The sequence below is a fragment of the Aureimonas altamirensis genome (genome assembly GCF_023702225.1).
GTDB classification, from domain to species: Bacteria; Pseudomonadota; Alphaproteobacteria; order Rhizobiales; family Rhizobiaceae; genus Aureimonas; species Aureimonas altamirensis_B.
This window is the reverse complement of record NZ_JAMQCO010000001.1, coordinates 445,569-467,275: the sequence shown is the minus strand read 5'-3', so window position 1 is coordinate 467,275 and position 21,707 is coordinate 445,569. Positions and strand designations below refer to the sequence as shown.

The following is a 21,707-nucleotide window of genomic DNA, read 5'->3' as shown; positions in this document are numbered from 1 at the left end:
GCTGCATTGCAGTATGGTGGTTCGGATCGACGATGCAGGAGATTGCAGGCAGACATGCTCGACCGCCTGAAGGAATTTCTGGAAGGGTTCGCCATGCCGTCGGATCGTGCGCTGCCCGGCGCGGACGATCCCCGCGTGGCCATCGCGGCGCTGCTCTACCATCTCTGTGCCGCCGACGGGGTGGTCACTCCGGACGAGTCGGACCGCATCCGCGACCTGATCGCGGACAAGTTCGCCATCGGCCCGGGTGAGGCGTCCCGCATCTTCGAGGCTGGGCGCGCAGCCGATGAGGAGGCGGTGGACCTGTTCGCTTTTACCAGCGTCCTGATGCGCCATCTGGACGAGGATGCCCGGGTGCGCTTCGTGCGTGCCCTGTGGGAGGTCAGCCTGGTGGATGGCCAGCTCGGCGAGATGGAAGACAACCTCATCTGGCGCATTTCCGACCTTCTCGGCATCTCGACGCGCCAGCGCATGGAAGCCAAGCAATATGCCGCGGGGCGGCTCAAGGGCGATGCCTGACGGCGGCGAACCTCGCGGCCTCGTCGGCGCCGAGGCAGGCGCCGAGCGGCGCTACGCGCTGGACGCGATCGACGATCCGCGCCCCATCCTCGTCGTTCTGCATCAGGAAACCTCCACGCCGGGGCGTGTCGGGCAGATCCTTGGCGCGGCCGGCGTCGGGCTGGATATCCGCCGTCCCGTACTGGGCGAAACTCTGCCGAAGACGCTGGACGGGCATCGTGGCGCCATCGTCTTCGGCGGACCGCCCAGCGCCAACGATGCCGAGCCGCACCTGCGGGCAGAGGTGGACTGGATGTCGGTTCCCCTGCGCGAGGAGAGGCCGTTTCTCGGCATATGCCTCGGGGCGCAGATGCTGGCCAAGCATCTCGGTGCCAGCGTCGGACCGCATCCGGACGGGCAGGTGGAGGTGGGATATTATCCGCTTCGGTCCACCTTCGAGGGGCGCAGCCTGCTGCCGCACTGGCCATCCATGGTCTACCAGTGGCACCGCGAGGGATTCGACCTGCCGGCGGGCGCGCGCCTGCTGGCGGAGGGCGAGACCTTTCCCAACCAGGCGTTCAGCTATGGCGCCAAGGCCTTCGGCGTGCAGTTCCACGCGGAACTGACGCTGGCGATGATGCATCGCTGGACGACGCATGGACACGAGCGGTTGACGCTGCCGGGCGCACAGGCTCGACGTGCTCATTTTACCGGGCGGGCCATACACGACGCGCCCGTCCGCCGCTGGCTGGAACAGATGCTGGCGATGATCTTCGGCGGGCGGGCAGGGACGTGACGTCCGCCCTGCTGCCGCTGCCGCATACGTCCGTCATTGCCGGAAGTGCGGTGCGCTGGGGCCGCCTGGGGAGCGGGCCGCCGCTGGTGGCGGTGCACGGCACGCCCTTTTCCTCGCAGGTCTGGCGGCGGATCGTGCCGCACTTCGCGGCGTATCGCACGGTCTATTACTTCGACCTTCTCGGCTATGGCCGATCGGAGATGCGCGACGGGCAGGATGTCTCTCTCGGCGTCCAGAACGGCGTCCTGGCTGCCCTTTTCAGGGAATGGGGTATCGATCGCCCGGACATGCTGGCCCATGATTTCGGCGGCGCGACCACGCTGCGCGCCTATTACCTCGATGGGCTGCGCTATGCCTCCCTGACGATCTTCGACGTTGTCGCGCTTGCGCCCTGGGGCTCGCCGTTCGTGCGGCATGTGCGCCTTCATGAGGCCGCCTTCGCGACCATGCCCGGCACCATGCACCGCGCGTTGCTGGAAGCCTACCTGCAGACGGCGGCGCACGAGACACTGTCGGCCGAGGCGATGGATATCTATTGCGCGCCATGGACGGGGCCGGTCGGCCAGCCGGCCTTCTACCGCCAGATCGCGCAGATGGACCAGCGCTTCACCGACGAGGTCGAAGCGCACTATGCGCCGCCGGATTGCTCCGTCACGGTGTTGTGGGGAGAGCAGGATGCATGGCTGCCGTTGCAGCAGGGCGAGGCGCTGGCCCGCCTCATCTCGGATCGTCCCTGCATCGCCATACCGGGCGCCGGCCACCTCATGCAGGAGGACAGGCCCGAAGCCATCGTGGCGGCGGTCTTGAAGCAGATCTCGACATGACGACCCTTGGAGAACGAGCATGACCAGACTTTGGCCCGCGCTGATGATGGCGCTGATCGCTTCGGCCGGCGTGCCGGAGCGCGCCGCCGCCGCCGAGCCGGTACGGGTAAAGGTATTCATCGGTGCGATGTTCGAGATCGGGGAAAATTCTGGGGACCGCGCGGGCGAGTATCAGCATTGGTACGAGCGCTACTGGCAGGATGCGACGCCGGTCGAGGTGGCCGGGGCGCTGCACCCCGTCCATTGCAATGCGGATGGCGTGTGCGGATCGATCCTCGGCATGGGCAAGGTGAACTCGTCCGCCTCCATGCAGGCGATCCTGCTGAACGACGCTTTCGACTTCTCCGACGCCTATTACGTCATTTCCGGCGTCGCCGGCACGCCGCCCTCACGCGGCACCATCGGCGACGTCAGCTGGGCGAGCTGGCTTGTCGACTACGACCTCGGCCATCGCTGGGCGCCGGAGGAAGGCGAACCGGGTGCGCCGGTCTTCATGCCGCGCAAGGGCTATGAGAGCTACCGCCTGTTCGAGATGAATCCCGACCTCGTCGCCGCTGCCATGTCGGCGGGCGAGGACGTGGAGCTGATGGATTCCGAGAGCGCCCGCGCCTACCGTCTTCGCTATCCGGATGCCGCGGCACGTGCTGCACCGTCGCTGAAAATCGGCACGCACATGACGGGCGATACCTTCTTTCACGGACCGGGCCTTTCCGACGAGGCGCAATACATCGCCGGACTTTACGGCGCGGACGATTATCTGATCACCGAGATGGAGGCGGCGGCGGTCGCGCTCGTCGTGGCCCGGCAGCATGGCACGGATCGGTTCATGAGCCTGCGCGGCGCGGTCAATTTCGATCAGGGCAACCCGAACGAGACGACGCTGGCGCATCTGGATCCGGCGCCCGGCGAAACCGCCGGGGGCTTCGCCGAGACGGTGGAGAATATCGTCCTCGTGGGCGCGCCCTTTGTCGACCGTATCGTCGCCGACTGGGACGATTGGAAAGACGGCGTGCCCGGCTCTGCGACCAGGTGACGGGAGGGCACTCGGCGCTTTGGAGCGCCGAGTGCACGCTGTCGAACGATCGGCAGCGCCCTTCCAGTCAACTCAGGTTGAAGACGACCTTGGTGCAGCCGTCGCGCTTCTCCTTGAACGCCTTGTACAGATCCGGGCCATCGGCCAGGTCGGCGCTGCGGTGGCTGACCAGCGAGGTCATGTCTACCTTGCCTTCCTGCACCAGCTTCGTCAGCGGCTCGAGATAGCGTTTCACGTGCGTCTGCCCGCTGCGGAGCGTCAGGCTCTTTTGAACGACCTGGCCCATGTTGATCGAGAGCGGGCCACCGTAGACGCCCGGAATCGACACGACACCGCCGGGGCGCACCGACTGGATCGCCTGTGAAAGCGCGAAGTCCCGCTCGGCGGGAGCGACCTTTTCCTTGATGGCCGACAGGATTTCGCCTTGCCCGTGGCCGGCCCCGGCCTCCATGCCGACGCACTCGATCACCGCGTCGGCGCCTTCGCCCCGGGTAATCTCCTTGATCCGCTCGAAGACATCCTCTTTCTCGAAGTCGATGATGTCCGTCGCACCGGCCCGTCGAGCGAGCGCGATGCGCTCCGGCACCGTCTCGATCGCGATGATCCGCTCCGCGCCGAGGAGTTTGGCAGACTGGATGGCAAAAAAGCCGACAGGCCCGCAGCCCCACACGGCAACCGTTTCGCCGCCCTTCAGGTCGCACTGCTCGGCGCTCTGGTAGCCCGTCGGGAAGATGTCGGTCAGAAACAGGACATCGTCGTCGTTCATCCCTTCCGGCACCCTGATCGGAGCGAAGTCCGCCATCGGCACCCGGACATACTCGGCCTGTCCGCCGGAATACCCACCCAGTATATGCGAGTAGCCGAAGAGCCCCGCGATCGGGTAGCCAAACATCTCGGCCGCCTTGTCCGCGTTGCGGTTGGACCGCTGGCAGCACGAGTAGAGGCCCATCCTGCACATGCGGCATCCGCCGCAATTGATGTTGAAGGGCACGACGATGCGATCGCCTATCTTCAAGGGATGGTCCGGCGAGCCGACCTCGACCACCTCGCCCATGAACTCGTGCCCGAGTATGTCGCCGCTGTGCATTTCGGGCATCAGCCCGTCCATCAGATGCAGGTCGGAGCCGCAGATGGCGCAGCTCGTGACCTTGATGACGACATCGCGTGCATCCTCGATCCGGGGGTCGTCCACGGTGTCGCATCGTATGTCGTTGGTTCCGTGCCAGCATAAAGCTTTCATGGAAAGGGCTCCCTGTCGTTCGGTGTGTCCTCGTCGGCCGGACCCGGTTGCGCGCGTCTGTCGCGACGACGCCTCACCGGGTTTCCGTCACGAAGACGAAAAACCGGCATTGCATGGCACTGCTGCGCTAGAGGTTCCGCTCGATCGCCCCTTCCACCTTTCCGATGACACCCTCGGCGCCCGACTTCGAGGTTTGCCCGGTCTGTGCGCCCGCGTCCGGGCGGGCCGGCGCGAGAGAGGGCTTTCCGCCCATCGCCTCTGACTGCATGGCCGAGAACTCGCCCTTGCCGTCCATCGCCGGGCCGGATGTCCAGCGGCCTTCGGGGATTGAGCCGTCGGTCATGTGGCCGAAATAGGCGTAGGAGTATTTCTGGTTCTCTTCCGACTGCGGGAAAGAGTTCGGGATCGGAAGGTTTGCCGTTTCGCCACCCATATCCTCGAGCGCGGCCAGCCATTGCTGCTGGTGCATCGTGTCGCGGGCGATCATGAAGGAAAGCATCTCCTTCATTCCCGGATCGTCGGTCATGTTGTAGAGGCGCACCGCAAGGGCGCGGCCCGTGCTCTCCGCGGTGACATTCGCGTACATGTCGGCGGCGATGTTGCCCGAGGCGTAGATATGCGTCATGTCGAACGGAATGCCGTTCGAATCGACCGGCATGGCGGCGAGGCCAGCGGAGAGGATGTGGCGCATGTCCATGCCGTTCAGGACCGCGCCGCCCGCGACATCGGCCGAGATGTCCTCCTGCAGCGACAATGGAGCCTTCTCGAGATTGAGCGCAACGGCAGTCGCCAGCATCTCTATATGGCCGAGCTCCTCGGTCGCCGTGTTCAGGAGCATGTCGCGATACCTGGCCGGGCCCCGGGCACCGAACGCTTGGAACATGTACTGCATCGCGACGCGGATTTCGCCTTCGACGCCACCGATCGCCTGCTGCAGGGCTTTGGCGAAAATCGGGTTCGGCTTTTCGACGCGCACCGGAAACTGGAGCTTACCGTCAGTATAAAACATGGGGGTCCCTTTCGGATGAGGGCGCCCGCACAATCATTGGCCGCAGCGCCTTGCAGGAGCTACGCTGCCGGTGATGGCCCGTTCCGGGCCGGCGGCCGGTAATTGGCCCGAAAGGCAAATAACCGGCGATCCGAAGGCGATTCCGTTATACCGCTTTATGTTTCGTACTTGCGGGCATGGGCGAGGGAAGGGATCGGCTGTAGACGGAAGTGTCCGTGCTTTGCCCAATTCCCGTGAAATGCAGATAGGCCGGGTCGAAATCGGCAAAAGCCGTGAGCGCGGAAATGTCGGGGATCGTGATCACCCGCCCTGCCTGAGCGATGAGATTGGCGCGGCGCATCGTCTGGAGGGCGCGATTGACCGATACCGTGGTCAGCCCCACCGTATCGGCCAGTTCGGCCTGCGTTACCGGTAGTCGGAAGCTGTCCCCGCTTGCGTGGCCGACTGCCTGCAGGCGAAAGAACAGCTCGCAGACGATATGCGCGACACGGAGGTCGGGCTCGCGGCGACCGATGTTCAGGAGCCACTCCCGCAGGATGGCCTCGTCCACCAGCGAGGACCACCACAGGGCCCGCGTCAGCGCCGGCCGACCCATCAGCATCGCGATATCGGCCTCGGTCAATCGCACGACGACGCATTCGCTCCGTGCCGCGATGCTGTGGTCCATCCGCTCGAGCACGAAGGTGTAGAGGTCGCAGAAATCACCCGGCACAAGGTAACCGATGATTTGCCGCTTGCCATTCGGCAGCAACTTGTAGCGGTATGCCAGGCCCTCGAGGACCAGATGCACGAACTGGGCCGCGTCGCCCTGGTTGATGATCTCCGCCCCGGGGGAAAGACGGCGTCCCGCACCGACAACAGCGTGGAGAAGATCGCAATCGGCCTGAGGCAACGTGTGTCCACGCAGGAGCTTTGCGACGACTGCTGAAACCAAGACGGCCTCCGTGTTTTGCAAGCTTCGTGGATGCTCGACCTTGAGGCCGCTGCGGCCTCAAGGTACCGCGCGCAGGAAGGGGGCCGCACCCCCTTCCGTCTGTGCGCATGCAGCTTGATTTCGATGCCGGCGTCAGGCCGTCTTGCGTTTGGTGGCCGGCTTGTCGCTTTCGCCGTAGGACAGGCTTCCGGCGATTTGGCTCAGAAGCTTGTCCGTCGCCTTCTCTTCCTCAAGAGTCTGCTGCAGCAGCGGCACGGCCTCGGTGTATCCGAGCTTTTCGGCCCAGGTCTTGAGAAGGCCGTAACGCGCGATCTCGTAATGCTCCACCGCCTGCGCGCAGCCGATAAGCACCTGGTCTGCGGCGTCCGTTCCGGCGAAATCCTCCAGATCCTCCTCCATCTCGGAGGTGATACCCTGCATCGCTTCACAGGTTTTCGCCCGCGGCGACTTGCCGATGATCTCGAACACCTGCACGAGGCGCTCGACCTGTTCGGCGCTTTCCTCGCCGTGCCGCGTGAACGCGTCTTTCAGCTCTTTCGCCTCGGCCGCCTTGGCCGACTTCTTCAACGCCTTCACCGATTGCTTCTCGGCGTAATAGACGTCCTTCAACGTCTCGTGGAACGCGTCCGCGAGTGTTTTTTCCGTAGCCATTTCCTGATCCCTTCAGATGATCCGGCCGGATGACCGGATCCATGGGACAGAAAGTGCCCGCAGGCGATGCGAGTTCCGTCGGCCGGCGGCGCCACGAACGCCATCGATAAAGGGCGCCGGGTAGGACGGGACAAAATAACGCACCGAATGCAATGGGAATGAACTGGTGGAGCTGAGCGGGATCGAACCGCTGACCTCGTCATTGCGAACGACGCGCTCTCCCAACTGAGCTACAGCCCCGTCCACCTGTTCGATTGGGCTTCTAGTGCGGCGGCCGGCCGGCTGTCAAGCGCGATGTCACGAAGCGGTGCTTTCCGACAAGGGCCCCGATGCGCTACAGGAGAGCCGTCGTTCACACGAGGCTCACATCTCCATGCTTGCAGTCATCCAGCTCGTGCTGCTCATCCTGAATATCCTCTGGTGGATCATCATCGCATCCGCGGTGCTGTCCTGGCTCTTCGCCTTCAACATCGTCAATCCGCGCAACCAGTTCGTGGGCATGATCGGCGAATTCCTCTATCGCGTCACCGAGCCGATCTACCGGCCCATCCGCCGCGTCCTGCCCGATCTCGGCGGCATCGACCTGTCGCCCCTCGTCGTCCTTCTGGGCATCTTCTTCCTCCAACAGCTCATCATATATTCCATTGCGCCTGTTCTGCTCGGCATGTGACCCTGAAGGCATCGAGGCGGTGGAGGGCATATTCGACGATGCATTGGCTGCTCCTTCCGCTTCTGGCGATGGGCGCCATCGGCGCCGCCGGGGCGCCGACCGCGCCTGAGGATATCACCACCGCCGCCACGCCCCTGTTTCTGAACCGGTGCGAGAGCCTGTCGGAAACGGCCTGGCGCTGCGCCGGCCTGCCGGGAACGGACGTTTTCGTGTCCAGCGAAGAGGAGGGGCGCTGGCGCGTAGCGGTGGGTGTCGCCGAAGACGCGTCCCCGACATTCCATCTGCCGCATGTGCTGGGCCGCACCATGGAATGGCGTATCGCCGGCAGCCGTCCGCTGGCCGGGATCGTCCGCTATCGGTTTCCGAGGCCCTCGGGCAGTGGAACCGACGATCTCCTGGCCGTGGTAAAGGCAGGCGGCGTCGCCGGGCCGGGATGTCTGGCCGCCATCGTGGATGTCGCGGCCAACAGTGCGGCGGTGGACCTGGCGCGCGAGGCCGCCGATGCGGTGGCCCCGCGCTTTCGCTGCGGCATCGATACGCTGGAGGCGGTCGGCCGCGTGACCGGGCGGACACGCGACGAACTCATGCCGGCGCTGAGGTAAGGCCGGTTACTTCTTCGACGCCTCGTAGCGCTCGATGGCCTCGACGATCAGCCGGCGTGCATGCTCCGAGCCGCCCCACTCGCCGATCTTCACCCATTTGCCGGGCTCCAGATCCTTGTAGTGCTGGAAGAAATGCTCGATCTGCTTCAGCGTGATCTCCGGCAGGTCGGTGTGCTCGCGCACCTTCTCGTAGCGCAAGGTCATGTCGGCCGAGGGAACCGCGATCACCTTTTCGTCCTGGCCCTTGTTGTCTTCCATCACCAGAACGCCGATCGGGCGAACCGCGATGACGCAGCCCGGCAGCAGGGGGCGCGTGTTGCAGACGACCACGTCGATCGGGTCTCCGTCGTCCGACAGCGTATGCGGCATGAAGCCGTAATTTCCGGGGTAGACCATCGGCGTATACAGGAAGCGGTCGACGAAGAGCGCGCCCGATTCCTTGTCCATCTCGTACTTGATGGGCTGGCCGCCGACCGGAACCTCGATGATGACGTTGATGTCTTCCGGCGGGTTCTTGCCGCGCGGGATCGCCTCGATCTTCATTGGGCACTTCCTTGAAGGTTGGAAACTGTTTTGTCGGCCTAGCGCATTTCGCGGCGAAGGGAAATCGCCAACCGCGCGCCCGGCTTACGACTTGCGATGGTCGAGCCGGGCGACCAGGCGGTCGCCGCCCCATTGCAGCAGCCATACCATGGCCACGAGAACCAGAACGACTGCGATCATGACGTTCGTCTCGAACCTCTGGTAGCCATAGCGGATGGCGAGGTCGCCCAGCCCGCCGGCGCCGATGGCCCCGGCGATGGCCGTCGCGCCGACCAGCGTGACCAGCGTGACCACGAAGCCGGCGACCAGGCCGGGCAGGGCCTCCGGCACCAGCACCTCGCGCACGATGGTCCAACGCGTCGCGCCCATGGCGCGGGCCGCCTCCACGAGGTTCGGGTCCACCTCCCGCAACGAAACCTCGGCCATGCGGGCATAATAGGGGATGGCCGCGACGGACAGCGGCACGATGGCCGCGAAGGTGCCGATGGACGTGCCGACGACGAGCCGCGTGAAGGGGATCAGCGCCACTAGCAGAATGATGAAGGGCACAGACCGCAGCGCGTTCACGATACCGCCCAGCACCCAGTTGACGCCGCGGTTCTGCATGATGCCGCCGCGCGCCGTCAGGGTCAGCACCAGGGCGATGGGCAGGCCGAACAGCAGCGATGCCGCACCGGAGGCCCCGGTCATCAGCAGCGTCTCCCAGGTCGCGCGCAGGAAGAGGTCGTACAAAGCCTGGTTCATCGCTCGATCACCTCGACGCGCAGGGCATAAGCGGACAAGGTGTCGATCACCGCCGGCAGCTCGCCCGCCGCGCCCGGCGTCACGCCGAGGACGAGCCGACCGACCGGCTGGCCCTGAACGTCTTCCACGCCGCCGCCGAGAATGCGCGCCGTGGCGCCATGGAGCAGCGCGATGTCCGACAGGAAGGGCCGGCGGGCATTCTCGCCGCCGAGGTCCAGGCGCAGAAGCGTCTCGCCCTCCGCCAGTGCAGGCAGCGCGCCGCCATCGCCGAGCGGCGCTTCCGGCATGACGGATGAAAGCAGCGCGACGGTTTCGGGCGCGCTCGGGGCCGCGAAGACGCGCCATGTCTCGCCGCTCTCCACGATGCGCCCACCGTCCAGAACCACGACGCGTCCGGCGATGCGGCGGACGACATCCATCTCGTGCGTGATGAGCGCGATCGTCAGGCCCAGGCGGCGGTTGATGTCGGCCAGAAGCCGAAGGATCTGCTCCGTCGTTTCCGGGTCCAGCGCCGAGGTCGCCTCGTCCGACAGAAGCAGCACCGGGTCCGCAGCGAGCGCGCGGGCAATGCCGACGCGCTGCTTCTGCCCGCCGGAAAGCTGCGCCGGATAACGGCCATCCCGGCCGGCAAGGCCGACGAGGTCCAGCAACTCGGCAACCCGCCGGCGCCGCGCGGCCCGGTCGTGGCCGCCGATCTTCAGCGGCAGGGCGACATTCTCGGCGACCGTCTTGTTGGCAAGCAGGTTGAAGTGCTGGAAGATCATGCCGATGCGCCTGCGTACCGGCTGCAAGCCGGTTTCCGTCAGGCCTTCGATGGCGCGGCCTTCCACCTCCACCGTGCCCCGGTCAGGTTTCTCGAGCCCGTTGATGCAGCGGATCAGCGTCGATTTGCCGGCTCCGGATCGGCCGATGATTCCGACGATCTCGCCTTTGCCGACCGTCAGGTCGATTTCGCTGATGGCGGCATGGGCGCCGAAACGCTTGGAGACGCCGGTCAATCTGAGGATCGGCCGCGCGTTCGATGGATCGTCCGGGTTGCCCGCGCTCACCATGCGGGAAGCGTGGTGCCCTTGTAGACCTGTTCCAGCGCATCGGCGACGGCCTGGTTCTGGAACGAGGAGACGAGCGTCTTCACCCAGGGCTTGTCCTTGTCCTCGCTGCGCACGGCGATGAAGTTGCGGTACGGATTGTCTTCCAGCGGTTCGATGGCGATCCGGTCTTCCGCGGCGTCGAGGCCGGCCTTGAAGGCCCAGTCGGTATTTACGACGGCGGCGTCGAGATCCTCGATGGCGCGGCCGACGATGCCGGCGTCCAACTCCTGGATGCGGATGTTCCTGGGATTTTCTTCGACGTCGATGGCCGTGGCCAGAACGCCGGCATCGGGCCGCAGCTTGATCAGGCCTTCATGCTCGAGCAGCTTCAACGCCCGCCCGCCATTCGACGGATCGTTGGGAATGCCGATCTGCGCGCCGTCCGGAATATCGGCGACGGTGTCGTATTTGCGGGTGTAGAGGGCGATGGGCTGGATCAGCGTATAGCCGACCGGCTCGATGGCATAGCCATGCTGCTGGATCTGCGCTTCCAGATAGGGGCCGTGCTGGAAGGCGTTGGCGTCGATCTCGCCATTGGCGAGCGCCTCGTTCGGCTGGATATAGTCCGAGAAGGGTACGACCGTCAGCGTCAGCCCCTGTTTCGCGGCTTCCTCGGCGACGGTCCTGAACACGTCCTCGCTTTCGCCCGCCATGACGCCGATGCGGATGGTGTCCTGCGCCTGGGCGGCGGACAGCGGCATGGCCACCGCAGCGGACAGCGCGGCCAAGGCGGTGAAAAGAGTGCGGCGGGTGAGGGAGAGTGTGTTCATCTGACTGTTCCGGGTTGCCGTTGCGTCTGCATGTCCGGCCAATCTGGCGATGGCCCCGCCGCAACGCAAAGCATGGCATTTCGCATTTGCGAAATTCTGCGCAAAATTCAGGCTCCGGATGCCTGAAATACGATCACAAGTCCGAAAGGCCCGGCTGTTTTCCAGCCGGGCCGTTCGATGTCAGGCTGCGGCCTTGCGGCTCTTCTCGAAGCGCTTGCGCTCGTTCGGGTCGAGGTAGAGCTTGCGCAGGCGGATGTTCTTCGGCGTCACTTCCACCAGTTCGTCGTCCTGGATCCACGACAGGGCGCGGTCCAGCGTCATGCGGATGGGCGGGGTCAGCTTGACCGCCTCGTCCTTGCCGGCGGCGCGGATGTTGGTGAGCTTCTTGCCCTTCAGCACGTTGACCTCGAGGTCGTTGTCGCGCGAGTGGATGCCGATGATCATCCCCTCATACACCTTGACACCCGGATCGATCACCATCGGGCCGCGATCCTCGAGGTTGAACATGGCGTAGGCCACGGCCTCGCCGGCCTCGTTGGCGATCAGGACGCCGTTGGTGCGGCCCGGCAGAGGGCCCTTGTACGGCTGGTAGGAGTGGAACAGCCGGTTCATGATGGCCGTGCCGCGCGTATCGGTGAGCAGTTCGGACTGATAGCCGATCAGGCCGCGCGTCGGGGCGTGGAACACCAGGCGCTGGCGACCGCCGCCCGAGGGGCGCAGCTCGACCATCTCGGCCTTCCGCTCGCTCATCTTCTGCACGACGATGCCGGAATGCTCCTCATCGACGTCGATGACGACTTCCTCGATCGGCTCCAGCGTCTCGCCGGTGGCCTCGTCCTTCTGCATCACGACCCGCGGGCGCGAAACGCCGATCTCGAAGCCTTCGCGGCGCATCGTCTCGATCAGGACCGCAAGTTGAAGCTCGCCGCGGCCGGACACGAAGAACGAGTCCTTGTCCTCGGACTCCTCGATCTTCAGCGCCACGTTGCCCTCGGCCTCCTTCAACAGGCGGTCGCGGATGACGCGGCTGGTGACCTTGTCACCCTCCGTGCCGGCCAGCGGGCTGTCGTTGACGATGAACGACATGGTCACGGTCGGCGGGTCGATCGGCTGGGCTTCCAGCGCGGTAGTCACCGACGGGTCGCAGAACGTGTCGGCGACGGTGCCCTTCTGCAGGCCGGCTATGGCTACGATGTCGCCCGCCTCGGCGTATTCCACCGGCTGGCGCTCGAGGCCGCGGAAGGCCAGGATCTTGGAGATGCGGCCGCTTTCCAGTTGCTTGCCGTCGCGGCCCAGCACCTTGACGGCCTGGTTCGGGCGGATCGAACCGGACTGGATGCGCCCGGTGATGAGGCGGCCGAGGAACGGGTTGGCCTCGAGGATCGTGCCGATCATCTCGAAGGGTTCGTCCTTGCCGGCCGTGCTCGGCTCGGGCACATGGTCGAGGATGAGGTCGAACAGCGGGGCGAGGCCCTTGTCCTGCGGGCCGGTCGGCGCATCGGCCATCCAGCCGCCGCGTCCCGAGCCGTACAGCACGGGGAAGTCGAGCTGCTCTTCCGTGGCATCGAGGTTGACGAACAGGTCGAAGATCTCGTTCAGCACTTCCTCGTGGCGCTCGTCGGGACGATCGATCTTGTTGATCGCGACGATCGGCTTGAGGCCGACCTTGAGCGCCTTCGACAGCACGAACTTGGTCTGCGGCATCGGGCCTTCCGACGCGTCGACCAGGATGACAGCGCCGTCCACCATGTTCAGGATGCGCTCGACCTCACCGCCGAAATCGGCGTGGCCCGGCGTGTCGACGATGTTGATGCGCGTGTCTTTCCATTCAACCGAGGTCGCCTTGGCGAGAATGGTGATGCCGCGCTCCTTTTCGAGGTCGTTGGAGTCCATCGCGCGCTCTTCGACGCGCTGGTTCTCGCGGACGGAGCCGGACTGGGCGAGCAGCTTGTCGACGAGGGTGGTTTTGCCGTGGTCGACGTGCGCGATGATCGCGATATTGCGAAGCTTCATGTGATCTCGCTCGAATAAAAGGGGTTCAAGCACACCAAAGGCGCTTCCCCGCATTGGGAAAGCACCCTCGACAAGACTGTGCCGCTATTCTTTGGCGCCCCTATACACCATATTTCGCAGTCGCGAAAGGGCGCCCGCAGAGCCGGTGACCCGGCGCAGGCCCATGTGGCTCGCAAGCGCGAATTTTCTTCGTGATCGAGGCGTAAATTTTATCGTTTGCAGTTCAACGGGATTGGCTGTTTCATGGCTCAAAGTCGCGGGGTTTTTGAGTATGAGCCGCATTGGTTTGAGAATAAATCAATCAGCCGATAACATCGTTTCCGAAGACGTCTTATCGAGACTTTCCAAGATCGGCGTTGCGCAGATAAGTGACTGCATGGGGCGCCTTTATGGAAGCTCGGGACTTGTCGCTATTGGCGCAGCAGAGCTCCGGCTGGCCGGTATTGCTTTGACAGTCAAGGTTCCGCCTGGCGATAACCTGATGATTCATCAGGCGATCGCCATGTGTCGCCGCGGCGAAGTCCTGGTCGTGGATGGCGCGGGCTGCACATCAAACGCCCTGGTCGGCGAGCTGATGATGCTGCAAGCCCGCGAGCATGGGCTTCGGGGCTTCGTCATCGATGGCGCGGTGCGCGATGCTACGGCTTTCGCCGCGGAGGGCTTCCCATGTTTCGCCCGGGCGGTTTCGCATCGCGGCCCTTACAAGAACGGCCCCGGCGAGATCAACGTGCCCGTCTCGGTGGGTGGCCTGGTCGTCCAGCCGGGTGACGTGGTCCTCGGCGACGGAGACGGAGTCCTTGCCATCCCGCCGGCCTATGCCGAAAGCGTCCTGGCCGCCGCGGAGGATAAAGAGCGTGCGGAGCAGTCGGCGCGTGAGCGAATCGCGGTCGGCCGGCACGACAAGCCTTGGCTTTCCCGCACACTCGACATGCTGAAGGGCGAGTACGCATGAGTATCGTTGCGAGCCGGATGAACCGGATCAAGATGTCGCCCACGGCAGCCGCCAGGGTCATCATTGCCGAACTGAGGCAGAACGGCACCGACATCGTGGACCTTACGATCGGCGAGCCCGATTTCGATACGCCCGAGCATATACGGGCGGCGGGCGAGGTGGCCATACGGGATGGCGATACGCATTATCCGCTGTCGCAGGGCACGCCGGCGCTGCGCAAGGCGATCCGCTTTCGAATCCTGGACGAGATCGGGATGGATTATCCGGTAGAGAGGATCATCGTCAGTACTGGTGCCAAACAGGTGATCTACAACGGGCTCGTCGCGTCCCTGGACGATGGCGACGAGGTGATCATTCCCGCACCCTACTGGGTTTCCTACCCCGACATGGTGACTCTTGCGGGCGGGGCGCCGGTCGTCGCGCCTGCCGATGTATCGAACGGCTACAAGATCGACGCGGCGGCGTTGTCCTCCGTCATCACGCCGGCCACGAAATGGCTGATGCTCAACTCTCCGTCGAACCCATCCGGTGCCGTCTACGACGAAGCCGAGCTGGCGGATCTGGCGTCCGTGTTGAGAAAACACCCGCACGTCCACGTCATGACTGACGACATCTACGCCCGGTTGACCTTCTCACAGCCTGCCGCACCGCATCTTCTGCAGGTCGCGCCCGACCTCGTCGATCGTGTTCTGATCGTGAACGGCGTGTCGAAGGCCTATGCCATGACGGGATGGCGTATCGGCTACGGGGCAGGCCCGTCGGAACTCGTCAAGGCAATGGCGGTGGTGCAGTCGCAGAGCACGTCTGGAGCATCGTCCATCGGGCAGGCCGCTGCGGTGGCCGCCTTGTCCGGTCCGCAAGCCTGCGTCGGCCAGTTCGCCGCCAGGTTCCGCCAGCGCCGCGACATCGCCATCGATATCCTTTCGCAGGCGCAGGGGTTGAAGCTCGTAGCCCCGGAAGGCGCATTCTACGTCTTCCCGGACTGCTCCGACCTGATCGGTCGCAAGACACCCGCCGGGGATTTCATCGATAGCGATACCGCCCTCGTTCACCATATCCTGCGACAGACGGGGGTAGCGGTGATCGACGGAAGCTCCTACGGCGTTCCCGGTACCTTCCGCCTGTCCTATGCGACCGGCGACGATATCGTGGAGCGCGGCTGCCTGGCCATTCGGGATGTCTGTAACGCAATCGTCGCCGCCACGGCGCCGCAACCCATGGAGATGCATTGATGCGCATGCCCGCCAAGTCATGGACCGTCATCGCCCTTGCGATCGGCATTTCGATCTCCACCGGTGCGGCGCGAGCCGACGCGCTGGACGATATCAAGGCGCGGGGACAAATGGTCTGCGGCACCCTTGGTACCTCGCAGCCATTCAGCTACCAGGATCCCGCAACGCGTCAGCTCGTCGGCTATGACGTCGATGTATGCAAGCTCGTGGCCGACAAGATCGGCGTCCCGGTGGAGTACAAGCTCCTTGCGGTCGCGGCGCGAATCCCGGAGCTGGAAAGCGGGCGGGTCGACGTCCTGGCTGCGAATCTCGGCTGGACGCCCGAGCGCGCGCAGCAGATCGCCTTCAGCGACCAGTATTATCTGACGCCGCAGAAGCTTCTCGTGCGCGATTCTTCCGATATCCGGTCCATCGAGGATCTTGCGCAAAGCCGCATCGGAGCGACGAAAGGTTCCAGCTCGGAGCGCATGATCAAGGAGCAACTGCCCGAGGCCCGGGTTATCGGGTATGCCGATAGCCCGGCAGCTTTTCTGTCGTTACAGCAGCGCAAGATCGACGCCCAGTTCGCATCGGAACTGGCTCTCGTGCGCTTGAAGAACGAAAGTCCGGCAAACGGCCAGACGCGCATCCTTGAGAAGTCGGTGTTCGACGAACCATGGGGACTGGGCGTTCGCAAGGGCGAGGACCAGCTTCTGGCAGTGGTGAACGATGCCCTGCGGGAAGCGGAGGCCGACGGCACGGCACAGGCCCTGTTCGACAAGTGGTTCGGGGCCGAGAGCGTCTACAAGTTGAGCCGTTCCTTCACGATCGAGCCGATCCAGGGCAACTGATCGCCACCGGCAACCGCGCGGGCTAAGGTCCGCGCTTTCACCTTCGAGAAGCTGATGGATTTCTTTACGCCCGAGATCGTCCGGCAATTCGCATCCGGCATCAGGATGACCGTCCTGCTGTTTGCCGTCGCCTGGACGCTGTCCTTCAGCCTGGCCCTCGTCCTCGTCGTGCTGCGTGCAACGGAGGTCAGGCCGGTCGTCTGGTTCGTGGACGCCTTCGTCGCCTTCCATCGGAACGTGCCGCTTCTGGTGCATGTTCTCTTCTGGTACTTCGCCATGCCCGAGGTGCTGCCCGAGACGATCCGCTTCTGGCTGTATGATCACGGCGCGGAATTCACGCTTGCCGCGATCGCCCTCGGGCTCGGCTCCTCCGCCTATGTCAGCGAAGATATACGCAGCGGCCTGCGCGCGATCCCGCAAACGCAATTCGAGGCCGCCCGAGCTCTCGGCTGCAATTTCATCCAAACCATGCGTTTCATCATCGTGCCGCAGGCGCTGCGGATCTCGCTTCCGCCACTCGTCAGCCGCGCTCTGCTGTTGTTCAAGAATACGAGTGTGGCGATGGCGATCGGCGTTGCGGAGTTGACGTACCAGGCCCGGGAGATCGAGACCGAGACCTTCCGCACCTTCATCGTCTTCGGCACGGCAACGCTGCTCTATCTTGTCGGAACCTTCCTGATAATGGGTCTCGGCGCCTGGCTAGAGGGACGGTCGCGTCCGGGCGGAAAGGCGGCCCATCGTGCTTGAGATTATCCAGCAGTACTGGCTGACCTTTCTCATCGGTCAATATCCGAACGGACCGCTCGGTGGGCTTGCCCTTACGGTGATCATCGCCGTGCTGAGCCTTTTATGCTCGCTGCCGATCGCCATCCTGCTGGCCGTCGCGCGGGTATCCCCTTATCGCCCTGTCCGGTACCTCAGCACTGCGCTAGTCCAATTCGTGCGCGGCATCCCCGCTCTGATGCTCATCTTCTGGTGCTATTTCGTCATTCCGATGGCGACGGGGTACGCCGTCAGCGGCTTCTGGACGCTGGTCTGCGCGCTGACGATCTACGAGGCGGCATATCTTTCAGAGGTCATCCGCTCGGGCATCCAGGCCATTCCCGCCGGGCAAACGGAGGCGGCGCGCTCCCTCGGCGGCAGCTATGGCCTCACCATGCGAAGCGTCGTCTTGCCACAAGCCCTCTTCAACGTGCTTCCGGGAATGACGAGCCAGTTCGTGTCGACCATCAAGGAAACGTCGCTGGGCTACGTCATCGCGGTCAACGAACTGACCTTTGCCGCCAATCAGGTCAACAATATCGTACTGACCCAACCCCTCCAGGTCTTCGCCATCCTGGCGGCCATCTACTTCCTCTTGTGCTTTTCGCTGACGAAGGCACTGAACCGGCTTGAACTCAAAATTCGAAGAAACAGGGGTATGGCCTGATCATGACCGCAAATGTAACCCCGATGGTGCGCTTCGAAGGCGTCGACAAGTGGTATGGCAACATACACGTCCTTCAGAACATCGACGTCGAGGTCGCACGGGGCGAAGTCGTCGTGGTGTGTGGTCCATCCGGTTCGGGCAAATCCACGCTGATCAGGACGGTCAACAGGCTCGAGCCCATCCAGAAGGGGCGCATCATGCTGGAGGGGGTCGACATCGACGCTCCGGGCTCCAACGTCAACGCCTTGCGCCAGCGCGTCGGCTTCGTGTTCCAGCAATTCAACCTTTTCCCGCATATGAGCGTGCTGGATAACGTCACCTTCGCGCCGATCCGGATCCAGAAGAGATCGAAGGCGGAAGCCGTCGAGACGGCCCGTGCGCTGCTCGATCGGGTAGGACTTGGCGCCAAGGCCGACGCCTTCCCGGGTTTTTTGTCGGGCGGACAGCAGCAGCGCGTCGCGATCGCCCGCGCCCTGGCCTTGAAGCCCCCCGTCATGTTGTTCGACGAGCCGACGAGCGCGCTCGACCCGGAGATGGTGGGCGAGGTTCTCCAGGTCATGAAGACCCTGGCCCGCGACGGAATGACGATGATGTGCGTCACGCACGAGATGGGCTTTGCCCGCGAGGTCGCCGACCGTGTCGTCTTCATGGACGACGGGAAGATCGTCGTCGACGCGGAGCCCAAGGCGTTCTTCGACAACCCGGAGCATCCGCGGCTGCGTCGCTTTCTAACCGACGTTCGCGACAGAAGGGACTGACTCCGCCTCCAGGCATTTGCGGGCGCGCCGTTTTGGCGATAATGCACCCTATTCGGGCGCCTGTGGACCAATCTGCAGAATGTATACGATCAAGCAGCTTGAGGCCTTCTGCCTCAGCGCGACACTCGGCAGCTTTTCCGCTGCGTCGCGCCGCCTGTTTACGACGCAGTCGACGGTCGCCAAACGGGTTGGCGAACTCGAGGGCTTCGTCGGCATGCCTCTTTTCGAGCGGCGGTCCCGGTCACTGAAGCTCACGGAAGAAGGCCGAAGCCTGCTTGGTTATGCAGAGCAGATGATCGAGCTGCATCAAAGGCTGCTTCATTCGATGACGGATGCGTCGCGAATCGATGGCAAGATACGGATCGGCGCCACCGAACTTGTCGGGATGACCTGGCTTCCGACCCTTATCCAAACCGCGCACGAGCGCTATCCGCAGGTTGAGATCGAACCTGAGATCGACGGCGGCATCCGGCTCTATGAGCGCCTGGACAGGAACGAGATCGATATTGCGGTGATGCCGGGCCCGTTCTCGTCGCCGGCCATCGGGTCGGAATTCGTCGGGGAAGTGGAGAATGCCTGGATGGCCGGCCCATCCTTCGCTGTCGGGAATGGCACGCTCTCGGCGGCCGAGGTTTCACGTCTTCCGGTCATCGTGCAGCCGACCAACTCGGCGCTGACCTTCCTGTACCAGAACTGGTTCGATGCGAACGGCTTCGCCATGCGGCAGACATTGCCCTGCAACAGCGTCGGCATGGTCGCGCAGTTGACCATGAACGGCCTCGGCCTCAGCTATCTTCCACGCCTCTATTATCGGCATCATATCGGCGATGGCAGACTTCGCATCGTCGATGTCGTGCCGGAATTGCCGCGCGTACGCTACTTCGCCTTCTATCGACGACGCGATCCGTCCCCTGTGGTCAGGAAATTCCTGTCGATCATCCAGGAGGTACAGGATTTCAGCCTGACGTAAGCGCTCGGCGGGTGCCGAGCGCTTGTTTCAACCGGCCAGGCCGCGCTTGCGCATCAGCGCGCCGGCGTCCGGCATGCGCCCCCGGAACGCCTGATACAGAACATCCGCCGGGCGGCTGTTGCCGGCCGAATAGACGTTTTGCAGCAGGCTTTGCGCCATTGCCGGGTCGAAGGGATCTCCCGCTTCGGTGAAGGCCTCGAAGGCATCGGCGTCCAGCACCTCGGACCACATGTAGGAATAGTAGCCCGAGGCGTAGCCGTCGCCCGAGAAGACATGCGCGAAATGCGGCGAGCTGTGCCGCATCACGATGGCGTCCGGCATGCCGATCCTAACCAGAACCTCGGCCTCTGCCGCGACTGCGTCCTGCGGCGCCTCCGGCATTTCGTGAAGCGCGAGATCCACCAGCGCCGAGGCGGTGAACTCCACCGTGTCGAAGCCGGCGTCGAAATTGCGGGTTTCCTCCATGCGACCCAACAGGTCGGCCGGTAGCGGCTCTCCGGTATCGACATGCAGGGCGTGCCTTGCCAGCACCTGCGGCACGCCGAGCCAATGCTCGTACAGTTGCGATGGCAGTTCCACGAAATCGCGGGAGACGGCGGTTCCGGCCAGCGAAGGCCATGTCACGTCGGAGAGCAGGCCGTGCAGCGCATGGCCGAATTCGTGGAACAGGGTGCGCGCATCGTCCATCGACAGAAGCGCCGGCTGGCCTTTCGCCGGCTTGGCGAAGTTGCAGATGTTGTAGATGATCGGCGTATGCCCGCCATCCAGCTTGTCCTGCCCGCGCAACGCGCTCATCCACGCGCCGGACCGTTTGGAGGAACGGGCGAAATAATCGCCGATGAAGATGCCGAGCTTCGAGCCATCGGCGCGCAGCACCTGCCAGACGCGGGCGTCGGGGTGCCATGCCCGCGCGCCCTCGACGCGCTCGAAGGTCAGGCCGAACAGCCGGTTGGCGACGTCGAACGCCGCCTCGATCATCCGGTCGAGCTGGAAATACGGCTTCAGCGCGCCCTCGTCGAAGGAGAACTCCGCCTGCCGCCGGCGTTCCGCATAGTAGCGCCAATCGGATGGGGCGAGGGCGGCATTGTCGCCTTCTGCCGCCGCCAGCGCGGCCAGCGCCTCCGCATCGACCGCGGCGCGGGCGCGCGCCTTGTCCCAGACGCTCGTCAGCAGCGTCCGCACCGCATCCGGCGTCTTCGCCATGCTGTCCGCCAGCTTGAACTCGGCAAAGCTGCCATAGCCCAGAAGGCGCGCTTTCTCGGCGCGCAGGCGCAGCGTCTCGGCCATGATCGGGCGGTTGTCGTGCGGGCCGTCATGCGCGCCCCGCGCCGTCCACGCGGCGAAAGCCGTCTCGCGCAAGGCGCGGTCGCGGCAATAGGTGAGGAAGGGCACGATCAGGGAGCGGGACAGCGTCACGGCATGCCCGGCGATCCCGCGTTCTTCGGCAGCTTGTGCCATGGCGGCGACCAGCCAGGCCGGCAGCCCGTCGAGCGCCTCGCCCGGCACAGGCAGTGCATAGGACTTCTCGTCGGCCAGGACGTTCTGCGAAAAGGCCGTGCCAAGCTCCGACAGCCTTGCGTTGATGGCGGTCAGGCGCTCCCTGTCGTCGCCGACCAGCCGTGCGCCGCTGCGCACGAAGCCGAGATGCATCCGCTCCAGCAGCCGAAGCGATTCCGCGTCGAGGCCGAGCGTATCGCGTGCCTGGTAAAGCGCGTCGATGCGGGCAAACAGGGCCACGTTCAGCGAGATGGCCGAGGAGTGGCGCGAGAGGCGCGGCGATATGGCCCGCTCCACGGCCTGCAGGGCGTCGTCGGTATTGGCGCCGGCGAGGGCGTAGAAGGTGGCCGAAACGCGCCGCAGCAGGCCGCCGGCGCGCTCCATGGCCGCGATGGTATTGTCGAAGCTGGCCGGGGCGTCCGCGTCGGCGATGGCGGAAATCTCGTCGGCATGGCGCGCCATGGCCACCTCGAAGGCCGGTTCGAACAGATCGGCGGTCAGCTTCGAGAAGTCTGGCAGGGCGGCGGGACCGTCATGATCGAACGGCGTCGCGTCGAATGGACTTAAGGCGTGCGTTGTGTTCAAGGGTGGCCTCGAAATGATAGTTCCTGCACAGTCTGT

23 protein-coding genes and 1 tRNA gene are annotated in these 21,707 nt (G+C 64.5%); 13 read left to right on the top strand and 11 right to left on the bottom strand.

Going from position 1 to position 21,707, the window contains the following annotated elements; all coding sequences use genetic code 11:
• The first annotated feature begins 54 nt into the window (after positions 1–54).
• The 4 genes from NDN16_RS02255 to NDN16_RS02240 are packed head-to-tail and all read left to right on the top strand — an operon-like array spanning position 55 to position 3,151.
• Positions 55–519: a TerB family tellurite resistance protein gene (locus tag NDN16_RS02255; protein WP_251111977.1), complete on the top strand. Its 465-nt coding sequence runs from the start codon at positions 55–57 to the stop codon at positions 517–519.
• Complete coding sequence (locus NDN16_RS02250) at positions 512–1,294, top strand: glutamine amidotransferase (RefSeq protein ID WP_251111976.1); 783 nt, start codon at positions 512–514, stop codon at positions 1,292–1,294. The genes NDN16_RS02255 and NDN16_RS02250 overlap by 8 nt, the downstream gene beginning before the upstream one ends.
• The gene (locus tag NDN16_RS02245; protein WP_251111975.1) at positions 1,291–2,118 is read left to right on the top strand and encodes an alpha/beta fold hydrolase; all 828 of its coding nucleotides are present in this window, start codon (positions 1,291–1,293) and stop codon (positions 2,116–2,118) included. Before NDN16_RS02250 ends, NDN16_RS02245 begins: the two co-directional genes overlap by 4 nt.
• A gap of 19 nt (positions 2,119–2,137) precedes the next feature.
• The gene (locus NDN16_RS02240; RefSeq protein WP_251111974.1) at positions 2,138–3,151 is read left to right on the top strand and encodes a purine-nucleoside phosphorylase; all 1,014 of its coding nucleotides are present in this window, start codon (positions 2,138–2,140) and stop codon (positions 3,149–3,151) included.
• 67 nt (positions 3,152–3,218) lie between these two features.
• Here NDN16_RS02240 and NDN16_RS02235 read toward each other — a convergent pair whose 3' ends face one another.
• The 5 genes from NDN16_RS02235 to NDN16_RS02215 all read right to left on the bottom strand — a co-directional run bounded on the left by NDN16_RS02235 (position 3,219) and on the right by NDN16_RS02215 (position 7,225).
• On the bottom strand, positions 3,219–4,391 hold the full coding sequence (locus NDN16_RS02235) for a zinc-dependent alcohol dehydrogenase (RefSeq protein WP_251111973.1): 1,173 nt from the start codon (positions 4,389–4,391) through the stop codon (positions 3,219–3,221).
• A 127-nt stretch (positions 4,392–4,518) separates the two neighbouring features.
• Positions 4,519–5,400 (bottom strand): manganese catalase family protein, encoded by an 882-nt coding sequence (locus NDN16_RS02230; protein WP_251111972.1) that lies wholly within the window; start codon positions 5,398–5,400, stop codon positions 4,519–4,521.
• Between the two features lie 145 nt (positions 5,401–5,545).
• Positions 5,546–6,334: a Crp/Fnr family transcriptional regulator gene (locus NDN16_RS02225; protein ID WP_251111971.1), complete on the bottom strand. Its 789-nt coding sequence runs from the start codon at positions 6,332–6,334 to the stop codon at positions 5,546–5,548.
• 132 nt (positions 6,335–6,466) lie between these two features.
• Entirely contained in the window at positions 6,467–6,985 is a 519-nt protein-coding gene (locus tag NDN16_RS02220; RefSeq protein WP_251111970.1) for a ferritin-like domain-containing protein, read from the bottom strand.
• A gap of 164 nt (positions 6,986–7,149) precedes the next feature.
• Positions 7,150–7,225 (bottom strand) — tRNA-Ala (locus NDN16_RS02215).
• 133 nt (positions 7,226–7,358) lie between these two features.
• Between NDN16_RS02215 and NDN16_RS02210 the strand changes: the two genes are divergently transcribed.
• Entirely contained in the window at positions 7,359–7,655 is a 297-nt protein-coding gene (locus tag NDN16_RS02210) for a YggT family protein (protein WP_039188140.1), read from the top strand.
• Positions 7,656–7,693: 38 nt separating this feature from the next.
• Positions 7,694–8,257 carry a hypothetical protein gene (locus NDN16_RS02205; protein WP_251111969.1) on the top strand — a complete coding sequence of 188 codons (564 nt, stop codon included), beginning with the start codon at positions 7,694–7,696 and terminating at the stop codon, positions 8,255–8,257.
• 6 nt (positions 8,258–8,263) lie between these two features.
• Here NDN16_RS02205 and ppa read toward each other — a convergent pair whose 3' ends face one another.
• The 5 genes from ppa to typA form a co-directional block, all read right to left on the bottom strand.
• Positions 8,264–8,800 (bottom strand): inorganic diphosphatase, encoded by a 537-nt coding sequence (gene ppa / locus NDN16_RS02200; protein WP_251111968.1) that lies wholly within the window; start codon positions 8,798–8,800, stop codon positions 8,264–8,266.
• An 84-nt stretch (positions 8,801–8,884) separates the two neighbouring features.
• Positions 8,885–9,544 (bottom strand): methionine ABC transporter permease, encoded by a 660-nt coding sequence (locus tag NDN16_RS02195; RefSeq protein ID WP_251111967.1) that lies wholly within the window; start codon positions 9,542–9,544, stop codon positions 8,885–8,887.
• The gene (locus NDN16_RS02190; protein ID WP_251111966.1) at positions 9,541–10,596 is read right to left on the bottom strand and encodes a methionine ABC transporter ATP-binding protein; all 1,056 of its coding nucleotides are present in this window, start codon (positions 10,594–10,596) and stop codon (positions 9,541–9,543) included. The genes NDN16_RS02195 and NDN16_RS02190 overlap by 4 nt, the downstream gene beginning before the upstream one ends.
• On the bottom strand, positions 10,590–11,405 hold the full coding sequence (locus NDN16_RS02185; protein WP_251111965.1) for a MetQ/NlpA family ABC transporter substrate-binding protein: 816 nt from the start codon (positions 11,403–11,405) through the stop codon (positions 10,590–10,592). The genes NDN16_RS02190 and NDN16_RS02185 overlap by 7 nt, the downstream gene beginning before the upstream one ends.
• Positions 11,406–11,585: 180 nt before the next feature.
• Positions 11,586–13,418 carry a translational GTPase TypA gene (gene typA, locus NDN16_RS02180; protein WP_251111964.1) on the bottom strand — a complete coding sequence of 611 codons (1,833 nt, stop codon included), beginning with the start codon at positions 13,416–13,418 and terminating at the stop codon, positions 11,586–11,588.
• A 163-nt stretch (positions 13,419–13,581) separates the two neighbouring features.
• Between typA and NDN16_RS02175 the strand changes: the two genes are divergently transcribed.
• The 7 genes from NDN16_RS02175 to NDN16_RS02145 all read left to right on the top strand — a co-directional run bounded on the left by NDN16_RS02175 (position 13,582) and on the right by NDN16_RS02145 (position 19,589).
• Positions 13,582–14,370, top strand: coding sequence for an RraA family protein (locus NDN16_RS02175; protein ID WP_251111963.1), 789 nt, complete (start codon positions 13,582–13,584; stop codon positions 14,368–14,370).
• A complete protein-coding gene (locus NDN16_RS02170) occupies positions 14,367–15,602 on the top strand; it encodes a pyridoxal phosphate-dependent aminotransferase (protein WP_251111962.1) in 1,236 nt (411 codons plus the stop codon). Before NDN16_RS02175 ends, NDN16_RS02170 begins: the two co-directional genes overlap by 4 nt.
• Positions 15,602–16,432 carry an ABC transporter substrate-binding protein gene (locus NDN16_RS02165; RefSeq protein ID WP_251111961.1) on the top strand — a complete coding sequence of 277 codons (831 nt, stop codon included), beginning with the start codon at positions 15,602–15,604 and terminating at the stop codon, positions 16,430–16,432. Before NDN16_RS02170 ends, NDN16_RS02165 begins: the two co-directional genes overlap by 1 nt.
• A 54-nt stretch (positions 16,433–16,486) precedes the next feature.
• Positions 16,487–17,179: an amino acid ABC transporter permease gene (locus NDN16_RS02160; protein ID WP_251111960.1), complete on the top strand. Its 693-nt coding sequence runs from the start codon at positions 16,487–16,489 to the stop codon at positions 17,177–17,179.
• A complete protein-coding gene (locus tag NDN16_RS02155) occupies positions 17,172–17,861 on the top strand; it encodes an amino acid ABC transporter permease (RefSeq protein ID WP_251111959.1) in 690 nt (229 codons plus the stop codon). Before NDN16_RS02160 ends, NDN16_RS02155 begins: the two co-directional genes overlap by 8 nt.
• Positions 17,862–17,863: 2 nt before the next feature.
• Positions 17,864–18,619, top strand: a complete 756-nt coding sequence (locus NDN16_RS02150; protein ID WP_285292308.1) for an amino acid ABC transporter ATP-binding protein — start codon at positions 17,864–17,866, stop codon at positions 18,617–18,619.
• Between the two features lie 79 nt (positions 18,620–18,698).
• Entirely contained in the window at positions 18,699–19,589 is an 891-nt protein-coding gene (locus NDN16_RS02145; protein WP_251111958.1) for a LysR family transcriptional regulator, read from the top strand.
• Between the two features lie 27 nt (positions 19,590–19,616).
• Here NDN16_RS02145 and NDN16_RS02140 read toward each other — a convergent pair whose 3' ends face one another.
• Positions 19,617–21,689 carry a M3 family metallopeptidase gene (locus NDN16_RS02140; RefSeq protein WP_435301041.1) on the bottom strand — a complete coding sequence of 691 codons (2,073 nt, stop codon included), beginning with the start codon at positions 21,687–21,689 and terminating at the stop codon, positions 19,617–19,619.
• Between the last annotated feature and the right edge of the window lie 18 nt (positions 21,690–21,707).

Coding starts and splice junctions, on each gene's coding strand:
- NDN16_RS02255 (WP_251111977.1), top strand. CDS start 55: ATGCTCGACCGCCTGAAGGAATTTCTGGAAGGGTTCGCCATGCCGTCG.
- NDN16_RS02250 (WP_251111976.1), top strand. CDS start 512: ATGCCTGACGGCGGCGAACCTCGCGGCCTCGTCGGCGCCGAGGCAGGC.
- NDN16_RS02240 (WP_251111974.1), top strand. CDS start 2,138: ATGACCAGACTTTGGCCCGCGCTGATGATGGCGCTGATCGCTTCGGCC.
- NDN16_RS02235 (WP_251111973.1), bottom strand. CDS start 4,391: ATGAAAGCTTTATGCTGGCACGGAACCAACGACATACGATGCGACACC.
- NDN16_RS02230 (WP_251111972.1), bottom strand. CDS start 5,400: ATGTTTTATACTGACGGTAAGCTCCAGTTTCCGGTGCGCGTCGAAAAG.
- NDN16_RS02220 (WP_251111970.1), bottom strand. CDS start 6,985: ATGGCTACGGAAAAAACACTCGCGGACGCGTTCCACGAGACGTTGAAG.
- NDN16_RS02210 (WP_039188140.1), top strand. CDS start 7,359: ATGCTTGCAGTCATCCAGCTCGTGCTGCTCATCCTGAATATCCTCTGG.
- NDN16_RS02205 (WP_251111969.1), top strand. CDS start 7,694: ATGCATTGGCTGCTCCTTCCGCTTCTGGCGATGGGCGCCATCGGCGCC.
- ppa (WP_251111968.1), bottom strand. CDS start 8,800: ATGAAGATCGAGGCGATCCCGCGCGGCAAGAACCCGCCGGAAGACATC.
- NDN16_RS02195 (WP_251111967.1), bottom strand. CDS start 9,544: ATGAACCAGGCTTTGTACGACCTCTTCCTGCGCGCGACCTGGGAGACG.
- NDN16_RS02190 (WP_251111966.1), bottom strand. CDS start 10,596: ATGGTGAGCGCGGGCAACCCGGACGATCCATCGAACGCGCGGCCGATC.
- NDN16_RS02185 (WP_251111965.1), bottom strand. CDS start 11,405: ATGAACACACTCTCCCTCACCCGCCGCACTCTTTTCACCGCCTTGGCC.
- typA (WP_251111964.1), bottom strand. CDS start 13,418: ATGAAGCTTCGCAATATCGCGATCATCGCGCACGTCGACCACGGCAAA.
- NDN16_RS02175 (WP_251111963.1), top strand. CDS start 13,582: ATGTGGCTCGCAAGCGCGAATTTTCTTCGTGATCGAGGCGTAAATTTT.
- NDN16_RS02170 (WP_251111962.1), top strand. CDS start 14,367: ATGAGTATCGTTGCGAGCCGGATGAACCGGATCAAGATGTCGCCCACG.
- NDN16_RS02165 (WP_251111961.1), top strand. CDS start 15,602: ATGCGCATGCCCGCCAAGTCATGGACCGTCATCGCCCTTGCGATCGGC.
- NDN16_RS02160 (WP_251111960.1), top strand. CDS start 16,487: ATGGATTTCTTTACGCCCGAGATCGTCCGGCAATTCGCATCCGGCATC.
- NDN16_RS02150 (WP_285292308.1), top strand. CDS start 17,864: ATGACCGCAAATGTAACCCCGATGGTGCGCTTCGAAGGCGTCGACAAG.
- NDN16_RS02145 (WP_251111958.1), top strand. CDS start 18,699: ATGTATACGATCAAGCAGCTTGAGGCCTTCTGCCTCAGCGCGACACTC.